General features: G+C 35.8%; 15 protein-coding genes and 1 tRNA gene. 13 read left to right on the top strand and 3 right to left on the bottom strand.

The annotated features are described in order from the left end of the window. Nucleotides 1-9 precede the first annotated feature (9 nt). A complete protein-coding gene (locus ACHZK0_RS20805) occupies nucleotides 10-423 on the top strand; it encodes a Fur family transcriptional regulator (protein WP_001054512.1) in 414 nt (137 codons plus the stop codon). 78 nt (nucleotides 424-501) lie between these two features. On the opposite strand, the gene ispG is transcribed toward ACHZK0_RS20805, so the two are convergent. The 3 genes from ispG to ACHZK0_RS20790 all read right to left on the bottom strand — a co-directional run bounded on the left by ispG (nucleotide 502) and on the right by ACHZK0_RS20790 (nucleotide 2953). Then, complete coding sequence (gene ispG / locus ACHZK0_RS20800) at nucleotides 502-1605, bottom strand: flavodoxin-dependent (E)-4-hydroxy-3-methylbut-2-enyl-diphosphate synthase (RefSeq protein ID WP_075308387.1); 1104 nt, start codon at nucleotides 1603-1605, stop codon at nucleotides 502-504. Between the two features lie 164 nt (nucleotides 1606-1769). Continuing rightward, nucleotides 1770-2135 carry a hypothetical protein gene (locus ACHZK0_RS20795; protein ID WP_262740290.1) on the bottom strand — a complete coding sequence of 122 codons (366 nt, stop codon included), beginning with the start codon at nucleotides 2133-2135 and terminating at the stop codon, nucleotides 1770-1772. Between the two features lie 53 nt (nucleotides 2136-2188). After that, nucleotides 2189-2953 carry a DUF1189 domain-containing protein gene (locus ACHZK0_RS20790; RefSeq protein WP_262740289.1) on the bottom strand — a complete coding sequence of 255 codons (765 nt, stop codon included), beginning with the start codon at nucleotides 2951-2953 and terminating at the stop codon, nucleotides 2189-2191. Between the two features lie 242 nt (nucleotides 2954-3195). Here ACHZK0_RS20790 and ACHZK0_RS20785 point away from each other — a divergent pair. From ACHZK0_RS20785 to ACHZK0_RS20730, 12 genes are all read left to right on the top strand, one after another. Then, nucleotides 3196-3269, top strand: a tRNA-Ile gene (locus ACHZK0_RS20785). A gap of 221 nt (nucleotides 3270-3490) precedes the next feature. Beyond that, complete coding sequence (gene sodA, locus ACHZK0_RS20780; protein WP_001052034.1) at nucleotides 3491-4102, top strand: superoxide dismutase [Mn]; 612 nt, start codon at nucleotides 3491-3493, stop codon at nucleotides 4100-4102. Between the two features lie 117 nt (nucleotides 4103-4219). Further along, nucleotides 4220-5497 carry an MFS transporter gene (locus ACHZK0_RS20775; RefSeq protein ID WP_097819265.1) on the top strand — a complete coding sequence of 426 codons (1278 nt, stop codon included), beginning with the start codon at nucleotides 4220-4222 and terminating at the stop codon, nucleotides 5495-5497. 109 nt (nucleotides 5498-5606) lie between these two features. Further along, nucleotides 5607-7733 (top strand): peptidoglycan D,D-transpeptidase FtsI family protein, encoded by a 2127-nt coding sequence (locus ACHZK0_RS20770; RefSeq protein WP_262740287.1) that lies wholly within the window; start codon nucleotides 5607-5609, stop codon nucleotides 7731-7733. 328 nt (nucleotides 7734-8061) lie between these two features. Then, nucleotides 8062-8979: a phosphate ABC transporter substrate-binding protein PhoX gene (gene phoX / locus ACHZK0_RS20765; RefSeq protein WP_262740286.1), complete on the top strand. Its 918-nt coding sequence runs from the start codon at nucleotides 8062-8064 to the stop codon at nucleotides 8977-8979. A gap of 27 nt (nucleotides 8980-9006) precedes the next feature. Continuing rightward, complete coding sequence (pstC, locus tag ACHZK0_RS20760) at nucleotides 9007-9957, top strand: phosphate ABC transporter permease subunit PstC (RefSeq protein ID WP_262740285.1); 951 nt, start codon at nucleotides 9007-9009, stop codon at nucleotides 9955-9957. Between the two features lies 1 nt (nucleotide 9958). Then, nucleotides 9959-10825, top strand: coding sequence for a phosphate ABC transporter permease PstA (gene pstA, locus ACHZK0_RS20755; RefSeq protein WP_262740284.1), 867 nt, complete (start codon nucleotides 9959-9961; stop codon nucleotides 10823-10825). Between the two features lie 28 nt (nucleotides 10826-10853). After that, nucleotides 10854-11669 (top strand): phosphate ABC transporter ATP-binding protein, encoded by an 816-nt coding sequence (pstB, locus tag ACHZK0_RS20750; protein WP_000226681.1) that lies wholly within the window; start codon nucleotides 10854-10856, stop codon nucleotides 11667-11669. Nucleotides 11670-11832: 163 nt separating this feature from the next. Continuing rightward, nucleotides 11833-12489 carry a phosphate signaling complex protein PhoU gene (gene phoU, locus ACHZK0_RS20745; RefSeq protein WP_098237943.1) on the top strand — a complete coding sequence of 219 codons (657 nt, stop codon included), beginning with the start codon at nucleotides 11833-11835 and terminating at the stop codon, nucleotides 12487-12489. A gap of 380 nt (nucleotides 12490-12869) precedes the next feature. Further along, on the top strand, nucleotides 12870-15224 hold the full coding sequence (locus ACHZK0_RS20740) for a sugar phosphate nucleotidyltransferase (protein WP_088028178.1): 2355 nt from the start codon (nucleotides 12870-12872) through the stop codon (nucleotides 15222-15224). 69 nt (nucleotides 15225-15293) lie between these two features. Then, complete coding sequence (gene rpmG / locus ACHZK0_RS20735) at nucleotides 15294-15443, top strand: 50S ribosomal protein L33 (RefSeq protein WP_001265616.1); 150 nt, start codon at nucleotides 15294-15296, stop codon at nucleotides 15441-15443. Between the two features lie 104 nt (nucleotides 15444-15547). Beyond that, a complete protein-coding gene (locus ACHZK0_RS20730) occupies nucleotides 15548-16126 on the top strand; it encodes a 5-formyltetrahydrofolate cyclo-ligase (protein WP_270605872.1) in 579 nt (192 codons plus the stop codon). Nucleotides 16127-16181 lie beyond the last annotated feature (55 nt).

Genomic DNA, 16181 nt, shown 5'->3' with positions numbered 1-16181 from the left:
GGGATAGATATGAATCTAACAGAAGCTTTACGCCTAATGAAAGATAAAGGATACAAACATACTGGGAAAAGGGAAGAAATGCTCAGGTTATTTGCAGCTCACAATCGTTATTTAACGGCAAAAGACGTTTTAGAGCATATGAAGGATGATTATCCAGGTCTTAGCTTTGATACGATTTATCGTAACTTAACGGTGTTTGCTGAAATTGGTGTTCTGGAACAAACGGAATTAAATGGTGAAAAACATTTTCGTTTTACATGTTCTATTATGGAACATCATCATCATTTTATTTGTTTAGATTGCGGGGGGACGAAAGAGATTACTTCCTGCCCGATGGATTTTATGAATAAAGATTTTAACGGTTATGAAGTAACCGGTCATAAGTTTGAAATATACGGCCGTTGTCCAAAATGTGCAAAGTAAAAGCTCGTCAGTTATATAACTGACGAGCTTTTTGCGTAGAAAAGAAGGTTGCTCACAAATATTGTGGCAACCTTCTTTTTATTGTTCTTGTGTTTCTTTTTCTTTTTCTCGTTCAGCAGCCATTTCAGCAGCGATTACGTCGATTTCTTTTTTCAGTTCTTCTACCATGATTTCTTCAGGTACTTTACGAACAACTTGCCCTTTACGGAATAATAATCCTTCTCCACGTGCACCGGCAATACCGATATCAGCTTCACGAGCTTCACCAGGACCGTTTACAGCGCAACCAAGTACTGCAACTTTAATTGGTACTTTTAGTGTAGAGATGTATTCTTCTACCTCGTTAGCGATGCTAATTAAGTCAATTTCAATACGACCGCAAGTTGGACAAGAAATAAGTGTTGCTGCATTAGATGCAAGGCCGAATGACTTTAATAGTTCACGTGCAACTTTTACTTCTTCAACTGGGTCAGCACTTAATGAAATACGTAGTGTATTTCCGATGCCTTTATTTAAGATTGCTCCAAGACCAGCGGCACTTTTTACAGTTCCGGCAAATAATGTTCCAGATTCTGTAATACCTAAATGTAATGGATAGTCAAAAGCACGTGCGGCTTTTTCGTATGCTTCAATTGCTAAATTAACATCAGAGGCTTTCATAGATACGATAATATCGTGGAAATCTAAGTCCTCTAAAATTTTAATGTGATGTAGGGCGCTCTCGACCATACCATCTGCAGTTGGGTATCCGTACTTTTCTAAAATGTGACGCTCTAATGAACCTGCGTTTACACCGATACGGATTGGAATACCGCGTTCTTTTGCTGCATTTACAACAGCTTCTACTTTATGGCGACGACCAATGTTACCTGGATTGATACGTACTTTATCAATGCCACCTTCAATTGCTTTTAAAGCAAGGCGATAATCAAAATGAATATCAGCAACAAGTGGAATGTTGATTTGTTTTTTAATATCAGCAATAGCATTTGCTGCGCGTTCGTCTGGAACAGCAACACGAACGACTTGACAGCCAGCTTCTTCTAAGCGTTTAATTTCAGCAACTGTTGCTTCAACATCATGTGTTTTTGTTGTTGTCATACTTTGTATAATTAATTCATTATTACCGCCAATTGTTAAATTACCGACTTTAACTGGACGTGTTTTTGTACGATGAGTCATTTCATTCACGAATAGATCGCTCTCCTTATAAAAGAAGTTTCTTATTTAGTCCCTCATATCAATGATAGTATACGTGATACAGGGCTATAGAAACCGAAGTGCTCGGTTTCACTTTTACTATTGTATCAGCGCCTTTATGTAATTGACAAGGATTAAGTGATTGCTTATTGATATAACGGGAATTTATAAGACTTTCCAATTTGTATTTTTGTAGCAGATGTATTTTTATTTAATTGTTTAAAATCATCAATTACTTTTTCGATAGAAGGGATTTTCTTCTTATTAATCGCTTCTGTAATGGAAAGAACCGTATCACCTGTTTTGACTTCTATTGTTTTATAAGTGACATCTGTTTCTTTTTCTGTTTTGTTCTCTTTATTTTGTTTTGTATCTGTATTTTCTTGTTTTAACGTTTGGGCCGCATTTGTTTTTTTATATGAACTTAACATCGGTAAAGTGCCGATTTTTATATCGTAATAAAATATATAACCAAGAACAAGCACGAATAAGAATATACCTAATCTCTTCATATTCTTCACTCCTTTGCTAGGAATATATGCTTGTCCAAAAAAAAAATGCCTATTTAGGCATTTTTTTCGTTCGGTTTTGGAACTTCTTTAATCGTTAAGTATAGAACAATTAAAACAACTGCGATATAAATGAATGTTGAACCAGGTACAACAATTTTGAATAAATCCATAATCATAAAGAAGATTGTTGGAATTGTGTAGCTGTATGCAGTTAACGTCCATACTTGCTTATAAGATAATTTACGTTGACCACTCATAGCAGAACCTATAAACGCAAGTAAAGTAATTCCTAAGAAAGTAATAAACAATTGGAATAGGTACACTAACACGCCAATAACGGCTAGTAAAATTGGATAAATACTATCGAATACAGAAATAAAATCTTGCAAATCTTTCTTCTCAAGAGATGTCCCTAATAAATCATTATAGGAGTATGTTTGTGTTTGACCATTTCCTATAGAAACTACTTTATCTTTTAAAATAAATAAACCAGTTTTGTTTTGATATTGTTCTATATCTGTTGTATTGGGATCAAATACGAAAAGAGCATCTCCCTCTTCCTTTTGAATAGGTTGTTCAATATCTGCTTTTAGTTCACCGTTTTCGATTTTAAAATCAGGTAAATCTTTTTCAATTGCTTGATTTACCATAGTAACACTATCTTGGATAAAGCTACCGTAAAAGAATGTTCTTGGAATAGTAGTGATTAGACAAAGTAGCATAATATACAAAATGGTTTTTCCGATTTTTTGAAAACGGAATAGCGCCATATCTTTAGGCGAATATACGCTTTTTGCTAATTGGGTAAATATGGACATAGATTCACTTCCTTTATGCATGTATAAAATCATTGTAACGTAGGAATCTAGAGAATCTCAAGATATATTATATTTACATATAGTGGAGATAACTAAATTTCTTTTTATTAATTTTCTTCTTTTAAATGAGAAAAATACAATTGACACTTTTCTTTTTCGTATGGTAAATTTATCTTACATTTCTTAAAGGATATATCCGATAGGAATTCCTTTATTTGATATGTTGTTACATACATAATTGTGGACCCTTAGCTCAGCTGGTTAGAGCAGACGGCTCATAACCGTCCGGTCGTAGGTTCGAGTCCTACAGGGTCCATATCCATTTCACATGTTTATTACGTCAGTAGGAAGCTTCCTTGTAGAAGGGAGCTTTTTTTACGGAATATATGAGCATTTTAATTGAAAAGAAGTGGGAATTTTGCTACGTTAATGATAGCAAGACAATGTGATTTATTTGTTTGCACCCTATGGCAATTAGGGTAGAATGAAGTTGTATGTCACTTAAGTGGCAATACATAAACTGGGAGGAATATAACAATGGCAAAACACGAATTACCAAATTTACCTTATGCGTATGATGCTTTAGAGCCTCACTTTGACAAAGAAACAATGAACATCCATCATACAAAACACCATAACACGTACATTACAAACTTAAACGCTGCTTTAGAAGGTCATGCAGAATTAGCTGACAAAAGCGTAGAAGAATTAGTTGCAAACTTAAACGAAGTACCAGAAGCAATCCGTACAGCAGTACGTAACAATGGTGGTGGACATGCTAACCATACATTCTTCTGGACAATCTTATCTCCAAACGGTGGCGGACAACCAGTAGGCGAACTTGCAACTGCAATTGAAGCGAAATTCGGTAGCTTCGATGCATTCAAAGAAGAATTCGCAAAAGCTGGCGCAACTCGTTTCGGTTCTGGCTGGGCTTGGTTAGTAGTAAACAATGGTGAGTTAGAAGTAACAAGCACGCCAAACCAAGATTCTCCTCTAACTGAAGGTAAAACTCCAGTTGTTGGTTTAGATGTTTGGGAACATGCTTACTACCTAAATTACCAAAACCGTCGTCCAGACTACATCGGTGCATTCTGGAACGTTGTAGATTGGAACGCTGCTGAAAAACGTTACCAAGAAGCTAAATAATTGTAATAACGATAGAAAAAAGCTAGGAGAATGCTCCTAGCTTTTTTCTATGCTTTCCTTTTACATAATTGGGCTTGTCTTTGGAAGACTAGAACATGAAGTAAAGGAGAGTTGTGTATGAAGTGGAAACATATAATTGGTGACGTTGAAGTGAATCGGGATTTAGTGTTATTGCTTCTTATTGGAGGTTTATACACGCTCGCAATTTCTTTATCGAATACGTTTGTTAACATTTATTTATGGAAACAAACACAAAATTATGTGAATCTTGGCTTGTATAATTTGGCCAGCGTTGTATTACAGCCTCTCACATTTCTTATAGGTGGGAAATTAGCGAAACGTATTGATCGCTCAATCTTGTTACGAATAGGCGTAGGCACGTTAGCAATTTTTTTTATCGTTGTTTTAGTAGCGGGAAAAAGCGCTTCTCACTATATTTTATTAATGGGGGCTCTTTTAGGAGTCGGATATGGTTTTTACTGGCTCGCGTTTAACTTATTAACATTTGAGATTACAGAGCCAGAAACAAGAGATTTCTTTAACGGGTTTCTTGGACTTCTTACATCCTTCTCTGGCATGATTGGACCGATAGCAGCTGGATACACAATTTCACGTATGGAAAAATGGAGTGGCTATACGGTTATATTCTTTCTTTCGTTATTGTTATTTGCAATTGCTGTCATTTTAAGCTTTTTTGTATCTAAGAGAGAATGTGAAGGACGGTATGAAATTGTACAAGTATTGAAAGAGCGGCAGATTGATAAAAATTGGGGAAGAATTACACGTGCTCATTTTTTCCAAGGGCTGAGAGAGGGAACATTTATTTTTGTGATTTCCGTGTACGTGTATTTAGCAACTGATAGCGAGCTCGCATTAGGGAAGTATAGCTTAGTAAATTCGGCTGTATCATTTGTGTGTTACTATTTAGTTACTCGTATGTTAAAGAAAGAATGGCGAAAAAAAGCAATTTTGCTTGGAGGCATTATTTTATATGCTGTCGTATTTTTAGTTATATTCAATGTTACATACGCAAAATTACTTATTTATGCAGCGTGTATTGCGATTGCATACCCTATTTTGCTCGTTCCGTACGGGTCCATGACATATGATGTAATTGGCAGAGCGAAAAATGCGAGAGAGTGGCGTGTAGAGTATGTAGTTGTCCGGGAATTATGGTTAAATGCAGGAAGAATTTGCTCGATTTTAAGTTTTTTATGTGCTGTACTATTCTTTCCGCCTGAAAAAAGTTTACCTTACTTATTATGTATTTTAGGTGCAGGACATTTTCTTATCTATTTTGCAGTTAAAAATGTCAAATATGATGAGGGAAATGCGAGTAAAACAAGTGTTGTAACGCAAGCGACTGCGCAGAACCAAACAGAACCAGAAGGTTAACTTCTCGGTTGTTTTATGCTAGAATAGAAAAAGATGTAAGACAGCAGTGAGGACACCTGTATGAAGGTGTCCCTTTCACATTACATAGCTGTTGGTAGAGGGGGTTTGTATGAGCAAGAAGCAGAAACAACAAAAGAAAAAGACTCACGTTCCTTTTCGGTTAAACGTGCTGTTTTTCTGCGTGTTTTTATTGTTCTCCGCGGTTATTGTAAGGCTTGGATATGTACAAATTGTTCGCGGTGAGGAATATAAGAATGAAGTGGAGAGGAAAGAGAACTCGACGATAAGTAATCCTGTACCACGTGGGAAAATATTTGACCGTTTTGGGCGACCTGTAGTAGATAATGCAGCTGTACGTACGATTACATTTACAAAAATGAAAGGATCAACTGCAGAGGCTCGCTTAGAAACAGCGAAAAAGCTAGCAGATTTGATTGAAGTACCGACAGATAAATTAACAGATCGCGATAAAAAAGATTATTGGCTTGCTATGCATAAAGAGGAAGCTAAAGAAAAAATTACAAATAAAGATCGTCAAGAGTTAAAAGATAAAAAAATTGACGATAAAGAATTAGATGAGCGTCAACGAAGTCGCGTGACAGAAGAGGAAATGAATCAATTATCCGCAAAAGATTTAGAAGTACTAGCGATTAAAAGCAAAATGGACGGCGGATATGCAATGACACCTCAAGTCATTAAAAAGGATGCTACAGAAGTAGAATATGCGATTATTAGTGAAAACCTAGCAGCATTACCGGGTGTAGATACGAATGTTGATTGGGATCGAAAATATGTTTATGATGATTTATTCCGAAGTGTACTTGGCGGGGTGTCAACATCTGATGAAGGTTTACCTAGAGAAAGACTAGATTACTATCTTGTTCGTGATTATAATCGAAATGACCGCGTAGGGAAAAGTTATCTTGAGCAGCAATATGAAGATAGCTTGCACGGTAATAAAGCGGAAGTGAAAAATATTACAGATAAAAACGGTAATATTTTAGAAACGATTAATGTATCAAAAGGGCAAAGTGGTAATAATCTGAATTTAACAATTGATATGGAATTACAAAAGCGTGTAGAAGAAATTATCACTAAAAATTTATTGAGATATAAAGGGGGACAACCTCTTTTAGATCGTGCATTCGTTGTAATGATGAATCCAAAAAATGGTGAAGTTTTATCTATGGCAGGGAAACAGTTAGTGGAAGAAAATGGCGAAACGAAAGTGCAAGATTTCGCATTAGGAACGATGACAAGCTCTTATCCGATGGGATCAACTGTAAAAGGTGCGACAGTACTTACAGGCTATCAAACAAATGCGATTCAACCAGGTTCAGTTCAGCTCGATGAACCAATCGTGTTGAAAGGAACGCCGAAAAAATCTTCTTGGAAGACGATGGGATATATTAATGATCTGACAGCATTAAAAATGTCTTCTAACGTATATATGTTTAAAACAGCGATGAATATCGCAGGTGTTCAATATGTGCGAGGTGGTACGTTAGATATACCACAAAAAGCATTTGATACGATGCGTTATTATTTTGGACAGTTTGGACTTGGTGTGAAAACAGGTATTGATTTACCGAATGAATCAGCGGGTCAAACAGGTAAAGGAACTCAGCCAGGTTTCCTATTAGATTTATCAATTGGACAGTATGATACGTATACACCACTTCAATTAGCACAATATGTTTCAACAATTGCAAATGGTGGTTATCGTATGCAGCCGCAAGTTGTAAAGGAAATTCGTCAACCGGCAGCGAAACCAGACGAAGTTGGAAAAGTTGTTCATTCAATGGAACCGAAAGTACTAAACCGTATTGATATGCCTGAATCACAAATTAAACGTGTTCAGGAAGGATTTAGACAAGTATTTAACGATTCTGGTGGTACAGCTGCGAAATACTTTGCAGGTGCACCATATAAAGCTGCTGGTAAAACAGGTACAGCTCAAACTGTGTATGGCGGAGATAAAGAGATTGGTAGAAATGCAAAAGGTGAGCGTAAAGAAACATATAACTTAACATTAGTTGGTTATGCGCCACTTGAAGACCCTGAAGTAGCATTTTCTGTTGTTGTACCTTGGGTAGATGATAAATCAGGTATTAACGGTTATATTAGCCGTGACATTATGGATGCGTACTTTGATTTGAAAAAAGTAGAAAATGGCGAAGCTACACAAGAGGAAATAGATAAGAAAAATAAAAATAAAAAGCAAGATGATGAATAAAAAAGTTGTAAAAAAGCACACTATCTGAAAAGATAGTGTGCTTTTTTTTATGGTTCACGCATACGTTTTAATAAAGTGGACAAGCATATCATATCGGAAAATCAAGGGCCTCATAATTGATACTTGTACATCTTTCTGGAGGATAACGGTTTTATGGACTAATCATCAGTGAAGATGAACAATGGCTACGGATTAAATTTTTACTTAATGTTGATTCTTGTGGAACTTTACAAAACTTTTACAAACAATTAAAACCGAATTAATAGTTTAGCAGTATTCTTATATCTGTAATCCTGTTATTTCCGGTTACTTCTAGGAGGAAGAACACGTGAAATGGATAAGTGCATCGATTAAAGTTTTCATACTGTCGACATGTTTCCTTTATGTTGGCACGTCTACTGCATTTGCTGTGAATGAAATGGGAGAAGTGAGAGTTGATGGATCCTCAACAGTTTTTCCTATTATAGAAGCGGTAGCGGAGGAATATACAAAGGTGCATCCAAACGTGAAAATTTCCATCAGTGTTTCTGGAACAGGAGGAGGATTTAATCGTTTCAGTAAAGGAGAAGTAGATATAAATAATGCTTCGAGAGCAATGAAACAAGTAGAAGAAAATGAAATGAAGAAAAACTCCATTCAGTTTACACCGTTTGAAGTCGCTTACGATGGTCTTACGATCGTTGTAAATCGCCAAAATACTTGGGTAGACAATATGACGGTAGACGAGTTACGTCTATTATGGAGTGAAGATGGAAGCGAAAAGCGATGGTCACAAATTCATTCATCATGGCCACGTGAACAGGTGAAGTTTTATGCGCCAGGTGTAGACTCTGGTACGTATGATTATTTTCAAAATGTCATCTTACAAAATAGTCGCATTGTAAAAAAAGTCTCTTTGTCTGAAGATGATCAAGTTATTATGCAAGGGGTAATGAATGATAAAAATGCCATTGCTTTTGTAGGATATGCTTATTATATGGCCAATCGAGATAAGGTGAGAGCAATAAAAGTGAATGGTGTACTTCCGACGAAAGATACCATTCAATCAGGTAAGTATAAGCCATTATCTAGGCCGCTATTTGTTTATGTGAATAATGCATCTATCCAAAATAAAATGAATGTAGCAAATTATATTGAGTTTATGATTCAGCATGTAGGTAATCTTGCTGAAGAGGTTGGGTATGTAAAATTACCAAAAGAAAAATACAATGAACAGCTGCGGATGTTAACAGAAATAAAAAGGTAATGTCAGGGTGGAAAGGGGTTTTCATCTTTGGCTCATAATGACAAAAGTCAAATTACATTTTCTGTACAACATTTGATTGAAAGAAATACAAAACAAAGAAAAAAAACGCAGCGAATCAATCGAATCGTTCCATTATTACTAAAAATAATTGCTAGCGCGTCTATTGTAACGACACTTGGAATTATTTTCACATTGGCAAATGAAACATTGATGTTTTTCCGAAAAATACCATTACTCTCCTTTTTGACAGGAAAAGAATGGTTACCTTTTTTTGAAGATCCTAAATTCGGTATATTACCACTTATATGTGGAACGTTCCTTGTAACAGCAATTGCCATGCTCGTAGCAATTCCTATCGGTTTAGCCTGTGCCGTATTTTTAAGCGAATATGCTTCAAACGGTGCAAGAAAAGTATTAAAACCGATGTTAGAACTATTAGCAGGTATTCCGACAATTGTATATGGTTTTTTTGCATTAACAGTTGTCACACCGCTTTTTCAACGGATTATACCAGATTTACAGTTTTTTAATGCGATCAGTCCAGGTATTGTTATTGGCTTTATGATGATACCTACAATTGCGTCTCTATCTGAAGACGCGATGAGAGCTGTAGCGAAAGGAACGAAAGAAGCTTCGTTAGCACTTGGAGCAACTCGGTTTGAGATGGTAAAACAAGTCGTGTTTCCTTCGGCTTTTACAGGGATTATGGCAGCGATCATATTAGCTGCTTCCAGGGCAATTGGTGAAACGATGATCGTTGTAATTGCAGCGGGATCTACACCGAATGTATCACTCGATCCTACACACTCTATTCAAACGCTAACAGCCTATATTGTGCAAGTGAGTTTAGGTGATGCTCCGCATGGAACAATTACGTATTACAGCATGTACGCTGTAGGCGCAACGTTATTCTTGTTTACTCTTATAATGAACATTATTTCGCAGTCTATTATGCGCCGCTTTAGGAGGGTGACATAATATGCGAATGTTGAATCATAAAAAAATACAAGAAAATATGGCATCACGTTTTTTTAAGGACCGAGTTTACAAATTGTTATTTTATATAGCAATTTTGTTTTCAATAGTAATACTGCTTATTCTTCTTTTTCAAATTTTTGAAAAAGGTATAAGTTATCTTTCGTTAGATTTCTTTACAAACTTCGCTTCGCGTAATCCGAAAGAAGCTGGGATTGCTGCAGCTTTGTCAGGAACAATATTATTTATGAGTATTGTTATACCAGTCTCCTTTATATTTGGAGTCGGAACTGCTCTTTATTTAGAGCAATATGCGAAGGAATCTATATTTAAAAAGGTAATAGAAATTAATAATCAAACGTTAGCAGGAGTACCTTCCGTTGTATTTGGATTACTCGGCTTAACTATTTTTGTATATGCTCTTCATTTAGGTGAGAGTATTATTGCGGCGGCACTGACGATGAGTTTACTCGTTTTACCGACTGTTGTTGTAGCGAGTCAAGAAGCGATACGATCTGTACCAAGTTCATTATTAGAAGCTTCTTACGGGTTAGGTGCTACGAAGTGGCAAACGATGTATCGAATTGTATTGCCTTATGCTTTCCCAGGAATTATAACGGGTTGTACGCTAGCGATATCAAGAGCGATTGGAGAAGCGGCACCGTTATTAGTTATCGGGGCACTTGCATTTGCAAATTATGTTCCATTTAGTATGTTTGATAGATTTACAGTTTTACCAATTCAAATTTTTAATTGGATGAGTAGGCCGCAAGAAGAATTTCAGTATGTAGCAGCTGCTGGAATGATTGTTTTGTTAGGTTTGTTGCTCTTTATCAATATATTTGTCTTATGGTTACGAAATCGAAAATAAGTTGGAAATGGATGAAAGGGGAATTCAAATGGTAGCAACAGTAGTAAATGTACAGGTGAAAAACGAGGAGAAAATCGAGACTGCACCAAAGAAAGTAGTATTTGATACGAAAAACTTAAATTTATGGTACGGAGAAGACCACGCTTTAAAAGATATTAACTTAAGCATTCATGAGAATGAAGTTACAGCAATTATCGGGCCAAGTGGTTGTGGTAAATCAACGTACTTAAAAACATTAAATCGTATGGTAGAGTTAGTACCAATCGTGCGAACTACAGGTGTAATTGAATATAGAGAGCGCAATATATTTGATAAATCATACCCAGTTGAAGAATTAAGAACTCATGTGGGAATGGTGTTCCAAAAGCCAAATCCATTTCCAAAATCTATTTATGAAAATGTAGCATATGGACCGAAAATTCATGGTATTCGTGATAAGAAAACGTTGGATGAAATTGTTGAAAAAAGTTTACGTGGAGCAGCAATTTGGGATGAGTTAAAAGATCGTTTGCATGATAATGCATACGGTTTATCTGGTGGGCAGCAACAGCGTCTATGTATCGCACGTTGTTTAGCAATTGAACCAGACGTTATTTTAATGGATGAGCCAACATCGGCACTAGATCCAATTTCAACATTAAAAGTAGAAGAATTAATTCAAGAGTTAAAGAAAGACTTTAGTATTGTGATCGTAACGCATAATATGCAACAAGCCGCACGTATTTCAGACAAAACTGCTTTCTTCTTAAGTGGAGAAGTTGTGGAGTATACAGATACAAATAAATTATTTACGACACCTTCAGATAAGCGTACAGAAGATTATATTACAGGCCGATTTGGTTGATGTCGTTGCAAGGCTAAGAGCAAATACCCTCTTAACAGAGGGTATTTCTTATTTTGCTGAGAAGGAATACTTCTCCTATTTTAAGGCTGATTACAGAGATAAGAAGCCTTAAAATAGGAGATTTATATATATAATGGCACATAATATTGAGGGGGAAGAAACGATGGTAAGAGAACAGTTTCAGTGTGATTTAAAAACGTTACAGCAAAAGGTGATTGAGCTTGGAGAGCTAGCGAGGGAGGCTTTATTGCTTGCTATGGAAGGTCTTCATAAAAGGGATGTAGAGAAAGCGTTAGAGGTAATAGATGGTGATTATCGTATGGATAATTTAGAAGAGGAAATAAATGATCTTGCGCTTATGCTTATTACAAAGCAGCAACCTGTAGCAAGTGATTTAAGAAGGATTTTTATTTCAATTAAAACAGCGACAGATTTAGAGCGTATTGCAGATCATGCTGTTAATATTGCGAAATCAACAATTCGTCTAGGGGAAAAAGAAGTGGTTGTTAGTTTGCACAATCTTGATGAAATGTTTGCAATTGCAAATAAGATGTTACAGTTAGCGTTGGAAGCATATGAGCAAGAAAATTTAACTTTTGCGAAACAAATTGCCGAAATGGATGATTCAGTTGATGAAATATATGGGAAAGCGATTCGTGAATTTATATCTTCAGTCCCAGAACAACCAGAAGCGATTACACAAATTACACAATTATCCTTTGTGGCGAGATATATCGAGCGTGTAGCAGATCATATTACAAATATTGCTGAAAATGTTTTTTATTTAGTAAAAGGAAAGCATTACTTATTAAATGAATAAAGAAAAAAAGCAGGTGAAACATCACCTGCTTTTTTTAGTCAAAACATGACAAAAAAAGCTCGTTGTTTCCTTTAGTTTATGATGATAAGATGTATCATAATATAATGGAAAAAATAGGGCATATATGTTATTCATTTCATAAGTAATATTTTACCTAATTAATGGTAAGCGCTTTCTTGTTAGGTGTTTAAAAGGTACATGTATATAGGGAGTTTTACTGCCTGTAAAAGCCTGAGTGGTCAGGGGTAATAATCAGTGGGAGATGCAGCAAAATCCCTACTAATTAAAGTTTCATTTTATACTGCTAGTTAATGCGGGGTAGATAATATACATATCGTATATGAAGTTACTGAACATTATATAAGTGGAGGCTGAAGTATATGAAGGGGGTTATTTTAGCTGGAGGAAAAGGACGACGCCTTAGACCATTAACATGTAATACTCCAAAGCCGATGTTGCCATTATTAGAAAAGCCAGTTTTGGAATACAATATTGAATTATTACGTCAGCATGGTATTCGTGAAATTGCAATTACTGTTCAGTATATGAGCACAGCCATTAAGCAATATTTTGGTGACGGTAGCAAATGGGGCGTTAATTTGTACTACTTTGAAGACTCTCCGCCGCTTGGAACCGCAGGGAGTATTAAACAAGCGGAAACATTTTTAGATGAAACGTTTGTTGTGATAAGTGGGGATGCGTTAACTGATTTTCAATTATCAGAAGGAATTACGTTTCATGAGCAAAAGAAAAGAATGGTAACTATGTTTGTAAAGGAAGTAGAAAATCCACTCTCATTCGGTTTAGTTGTAATGAACAAAGAACAAGAGGTTACACGATATATAGAAAAACCGAGCTGGAATGAAGTAGTCTCTAATATTGTGAATACAGGTATATATATTATGGAGCCAGAAATTTTTTCTTACATACCGCCCCGAGAATTTTTTGATTTCAGTCAAGATGTGTTTCCATTATTGGCAAATAAGAACGCATTATTTGCATATTTGTCAGAAGGCTATTGGTTAGATATCGGTACATTTGATCAATATCGACAAGCACAATTTGATTTGTTAACGAAAAAATTACAAGTGCCTATTCCTTATACGGAAGTATTGCCGATGGTATGGATGGGAGAAGGTGTGGCGATTGGAAAAGGAACGAAAATTCACGGTCCTTCTTTTATTGGAGAAGGAGCAAAGATTGGTGCTGGAGCTGTAATTGAGCCGTACTCTATTATCGGGAAAAATAGTATTGTTTCAAGTTATTCTCATCTGCAAAAAAGTATTGTTTTTGCAAATGCGCACATTGGACAGTATTGCGAGCTATTAGAAACGACAATAGGAGAGCATACAATGGTGGAAGATGACGTTACATTGTTTCAAAAAAGCATTGTGGCGGATCATTGTCATATAGGGAAAAGTACGGTAATTAAGCAAAAGGGAAAACTATGGCCATATAAGGCGATTGACAGCTATTCGGTAGTAGGATCGGCTGGTGTTCAAGAAAGTGAAAAGAGTGCAGGGTGGTTGCAAAAAAGCCGCATTGTAGGAAGAGGTAATGTTGAAATCACTCCTCAATTTATTGTGAAGGTTGCGATGGCGTATGGATCTCTTTTTGCTAAAGGAGAAAGTATATTAATCGGGAGTCAAGAACATATAGAAACGACTTCTTATAAAAATCTCTTTCTTCATGCGATTCATGGTATCGGGGTTCATACGATGGAATGCAAAGAAATGAACGAGTCGCTTTTTCAGTATAGTATTCAGGATTTGCAATGTGCAGGTGGGGTTTTCATTCAAGTAGAAAATGAAAAAGAGGTTGTAATAAAGTTGTATGGTAAGGATGGGGTACAATTAACGTATAAGCAGCAAAAAGCGATAGAACAAGTATATATGTCTGAGTCGTTTTATTACGTATGTGAGAAGGAAATGGGACGGAATAAGCTAGTCCACGTTTCTTTACATGATTATATAGAGGCTGTATTAGAACGTATTGATATTGAAAAAATACAAAAACAGAAGTTTCATCTTCTTATTAATAAAAGAAATGATATGTTACAACATTTAATTATGCTCTTTTTGCAAAGGCTCGGATGCACAGTTACATGGATTTATGCAGGTGAACAAAAGGATCATGTGAAAGCCTTGATGAAATCAAGTAAAGCAAATATGGCACTTATGTTTTCGGAGCAAGGAAATTATTTCGAGTTATATGATAATCATAGTAATATTTACCAAGGTACAGATTTTGAGGAGGTAGATATTCCGGATTTATTGCTTGAATCGGCAGGAAATATTTACCCAATGTCTTTGAAATTAGGAGAATGTTACCTTCTATTTTATACGCAGGATGAAAAGAAGTCGTTTCAAGCGAGATGGAAGAGAGATATTTTATATCGAATAGGAAAATTATTTGAGCTAATAGCATTGCAGGGAAAAACATTTCTCAGCATAGTAGAGCAATCGCCTCCACTTTATTTACTGTGTGATGAAGTTGTATGTTCATGGAATGAAAAAGGGAAAGTAATGAGGAAATTATTAGCTGATATGGAAAGAAAAGAAGAAGGTATATTTGAAGGAGTACAGTTCAAATATACCGAAAAAGAGTGGTCTTATATCGTTTCTGACACAAAACAACCGAAATTTTTAGTGTATTCGCATGCTAGAAACCCAGTGATAGCAAGGGAAAACATGAAAAATCTTATAGAAAAAATTAGACAATATCAAAAGGTGTAGAATTTTTATTTTAAAAGTGGTATTATAGTATAGTCTGATTTAAGTTATTAGTACTGGAGGGAAATAAGAATGCGTGTGAATATTACTCTAGCATGTACAGAATGCGGAGATCGTAACTATATCTCAAAGAAAAACAAACGTAACAACGCTGAGCGTATCGAGCTTAAAAAGTATTGCAAGCGTGACAAGAAGTCTACGTTACACCGTGAAACAAAGTAAGCAGTAGGAATATTTTCCTACTGTTTCTTTTTTTATTCGATTCCTCTGTTAAAAGTGATACACTATCATCGTAGAGAAAAGTATCACTGTGAGGAGGAAAATGTGTGAGAGAAGAGAAACTACGTTTACGTAAACAAATAATAGAGCACATGAATTCTTTATCAGAAGAACGGTATACAACTTTATCAGAGCAAATTGCATTTTCGTTGTATGCACAAAAAGAGTGGGCTGAAGCTAAAACAATCGGAATCACTCTCTCAATGGAAAATGAAGTGAATACATATCCTATTATCGAAAAAGCTTGGGAAGAGGGAAAGAACGTTGTTGTTCCGAAGTGTAATAAAGGAACACGAACAATGTCCTTCCGACAAATTAGTAATTTTGATCAATTAGAAACAGTGTATATGAATTTACGTGAACCAATTCCAGCGCTTACGGAAGAAGTGGGTGCAGATGACATTGATCTTCAAATCGTGCCGGGCGTAGCTTATACAGGGCGAGGAGAACGGATTGGATATGGCGGTGGCTATTATGATCGTTATCTCGTGCATTATAAAGGGAAAACGCTATCATTAGCTTATAGTTTTCAAATGGTGGAACATATTCCAGTAGAGCCGTTTGATAAAAATGTAGAAAAAATTATTACAGAAAAAGGAACAATGGTTAAAAATGGGCTTGTATAGACAAATAAAAATTGACGAGACTTTTTCTTCTTGATTATAATAAAATATGTGAACG

This window comes from Bacillus sp. 3G2 (assembly GCF_044324725.1).
Lineage (GTDB): Bacteria > Bacillota > Bacilli > Bacillales > Bacillaceae_G > Bacillus_A > Bacillus_A mobilis.
This window is presented reverse-complemented; position numbering and strand designations above follow the sequence as displayed.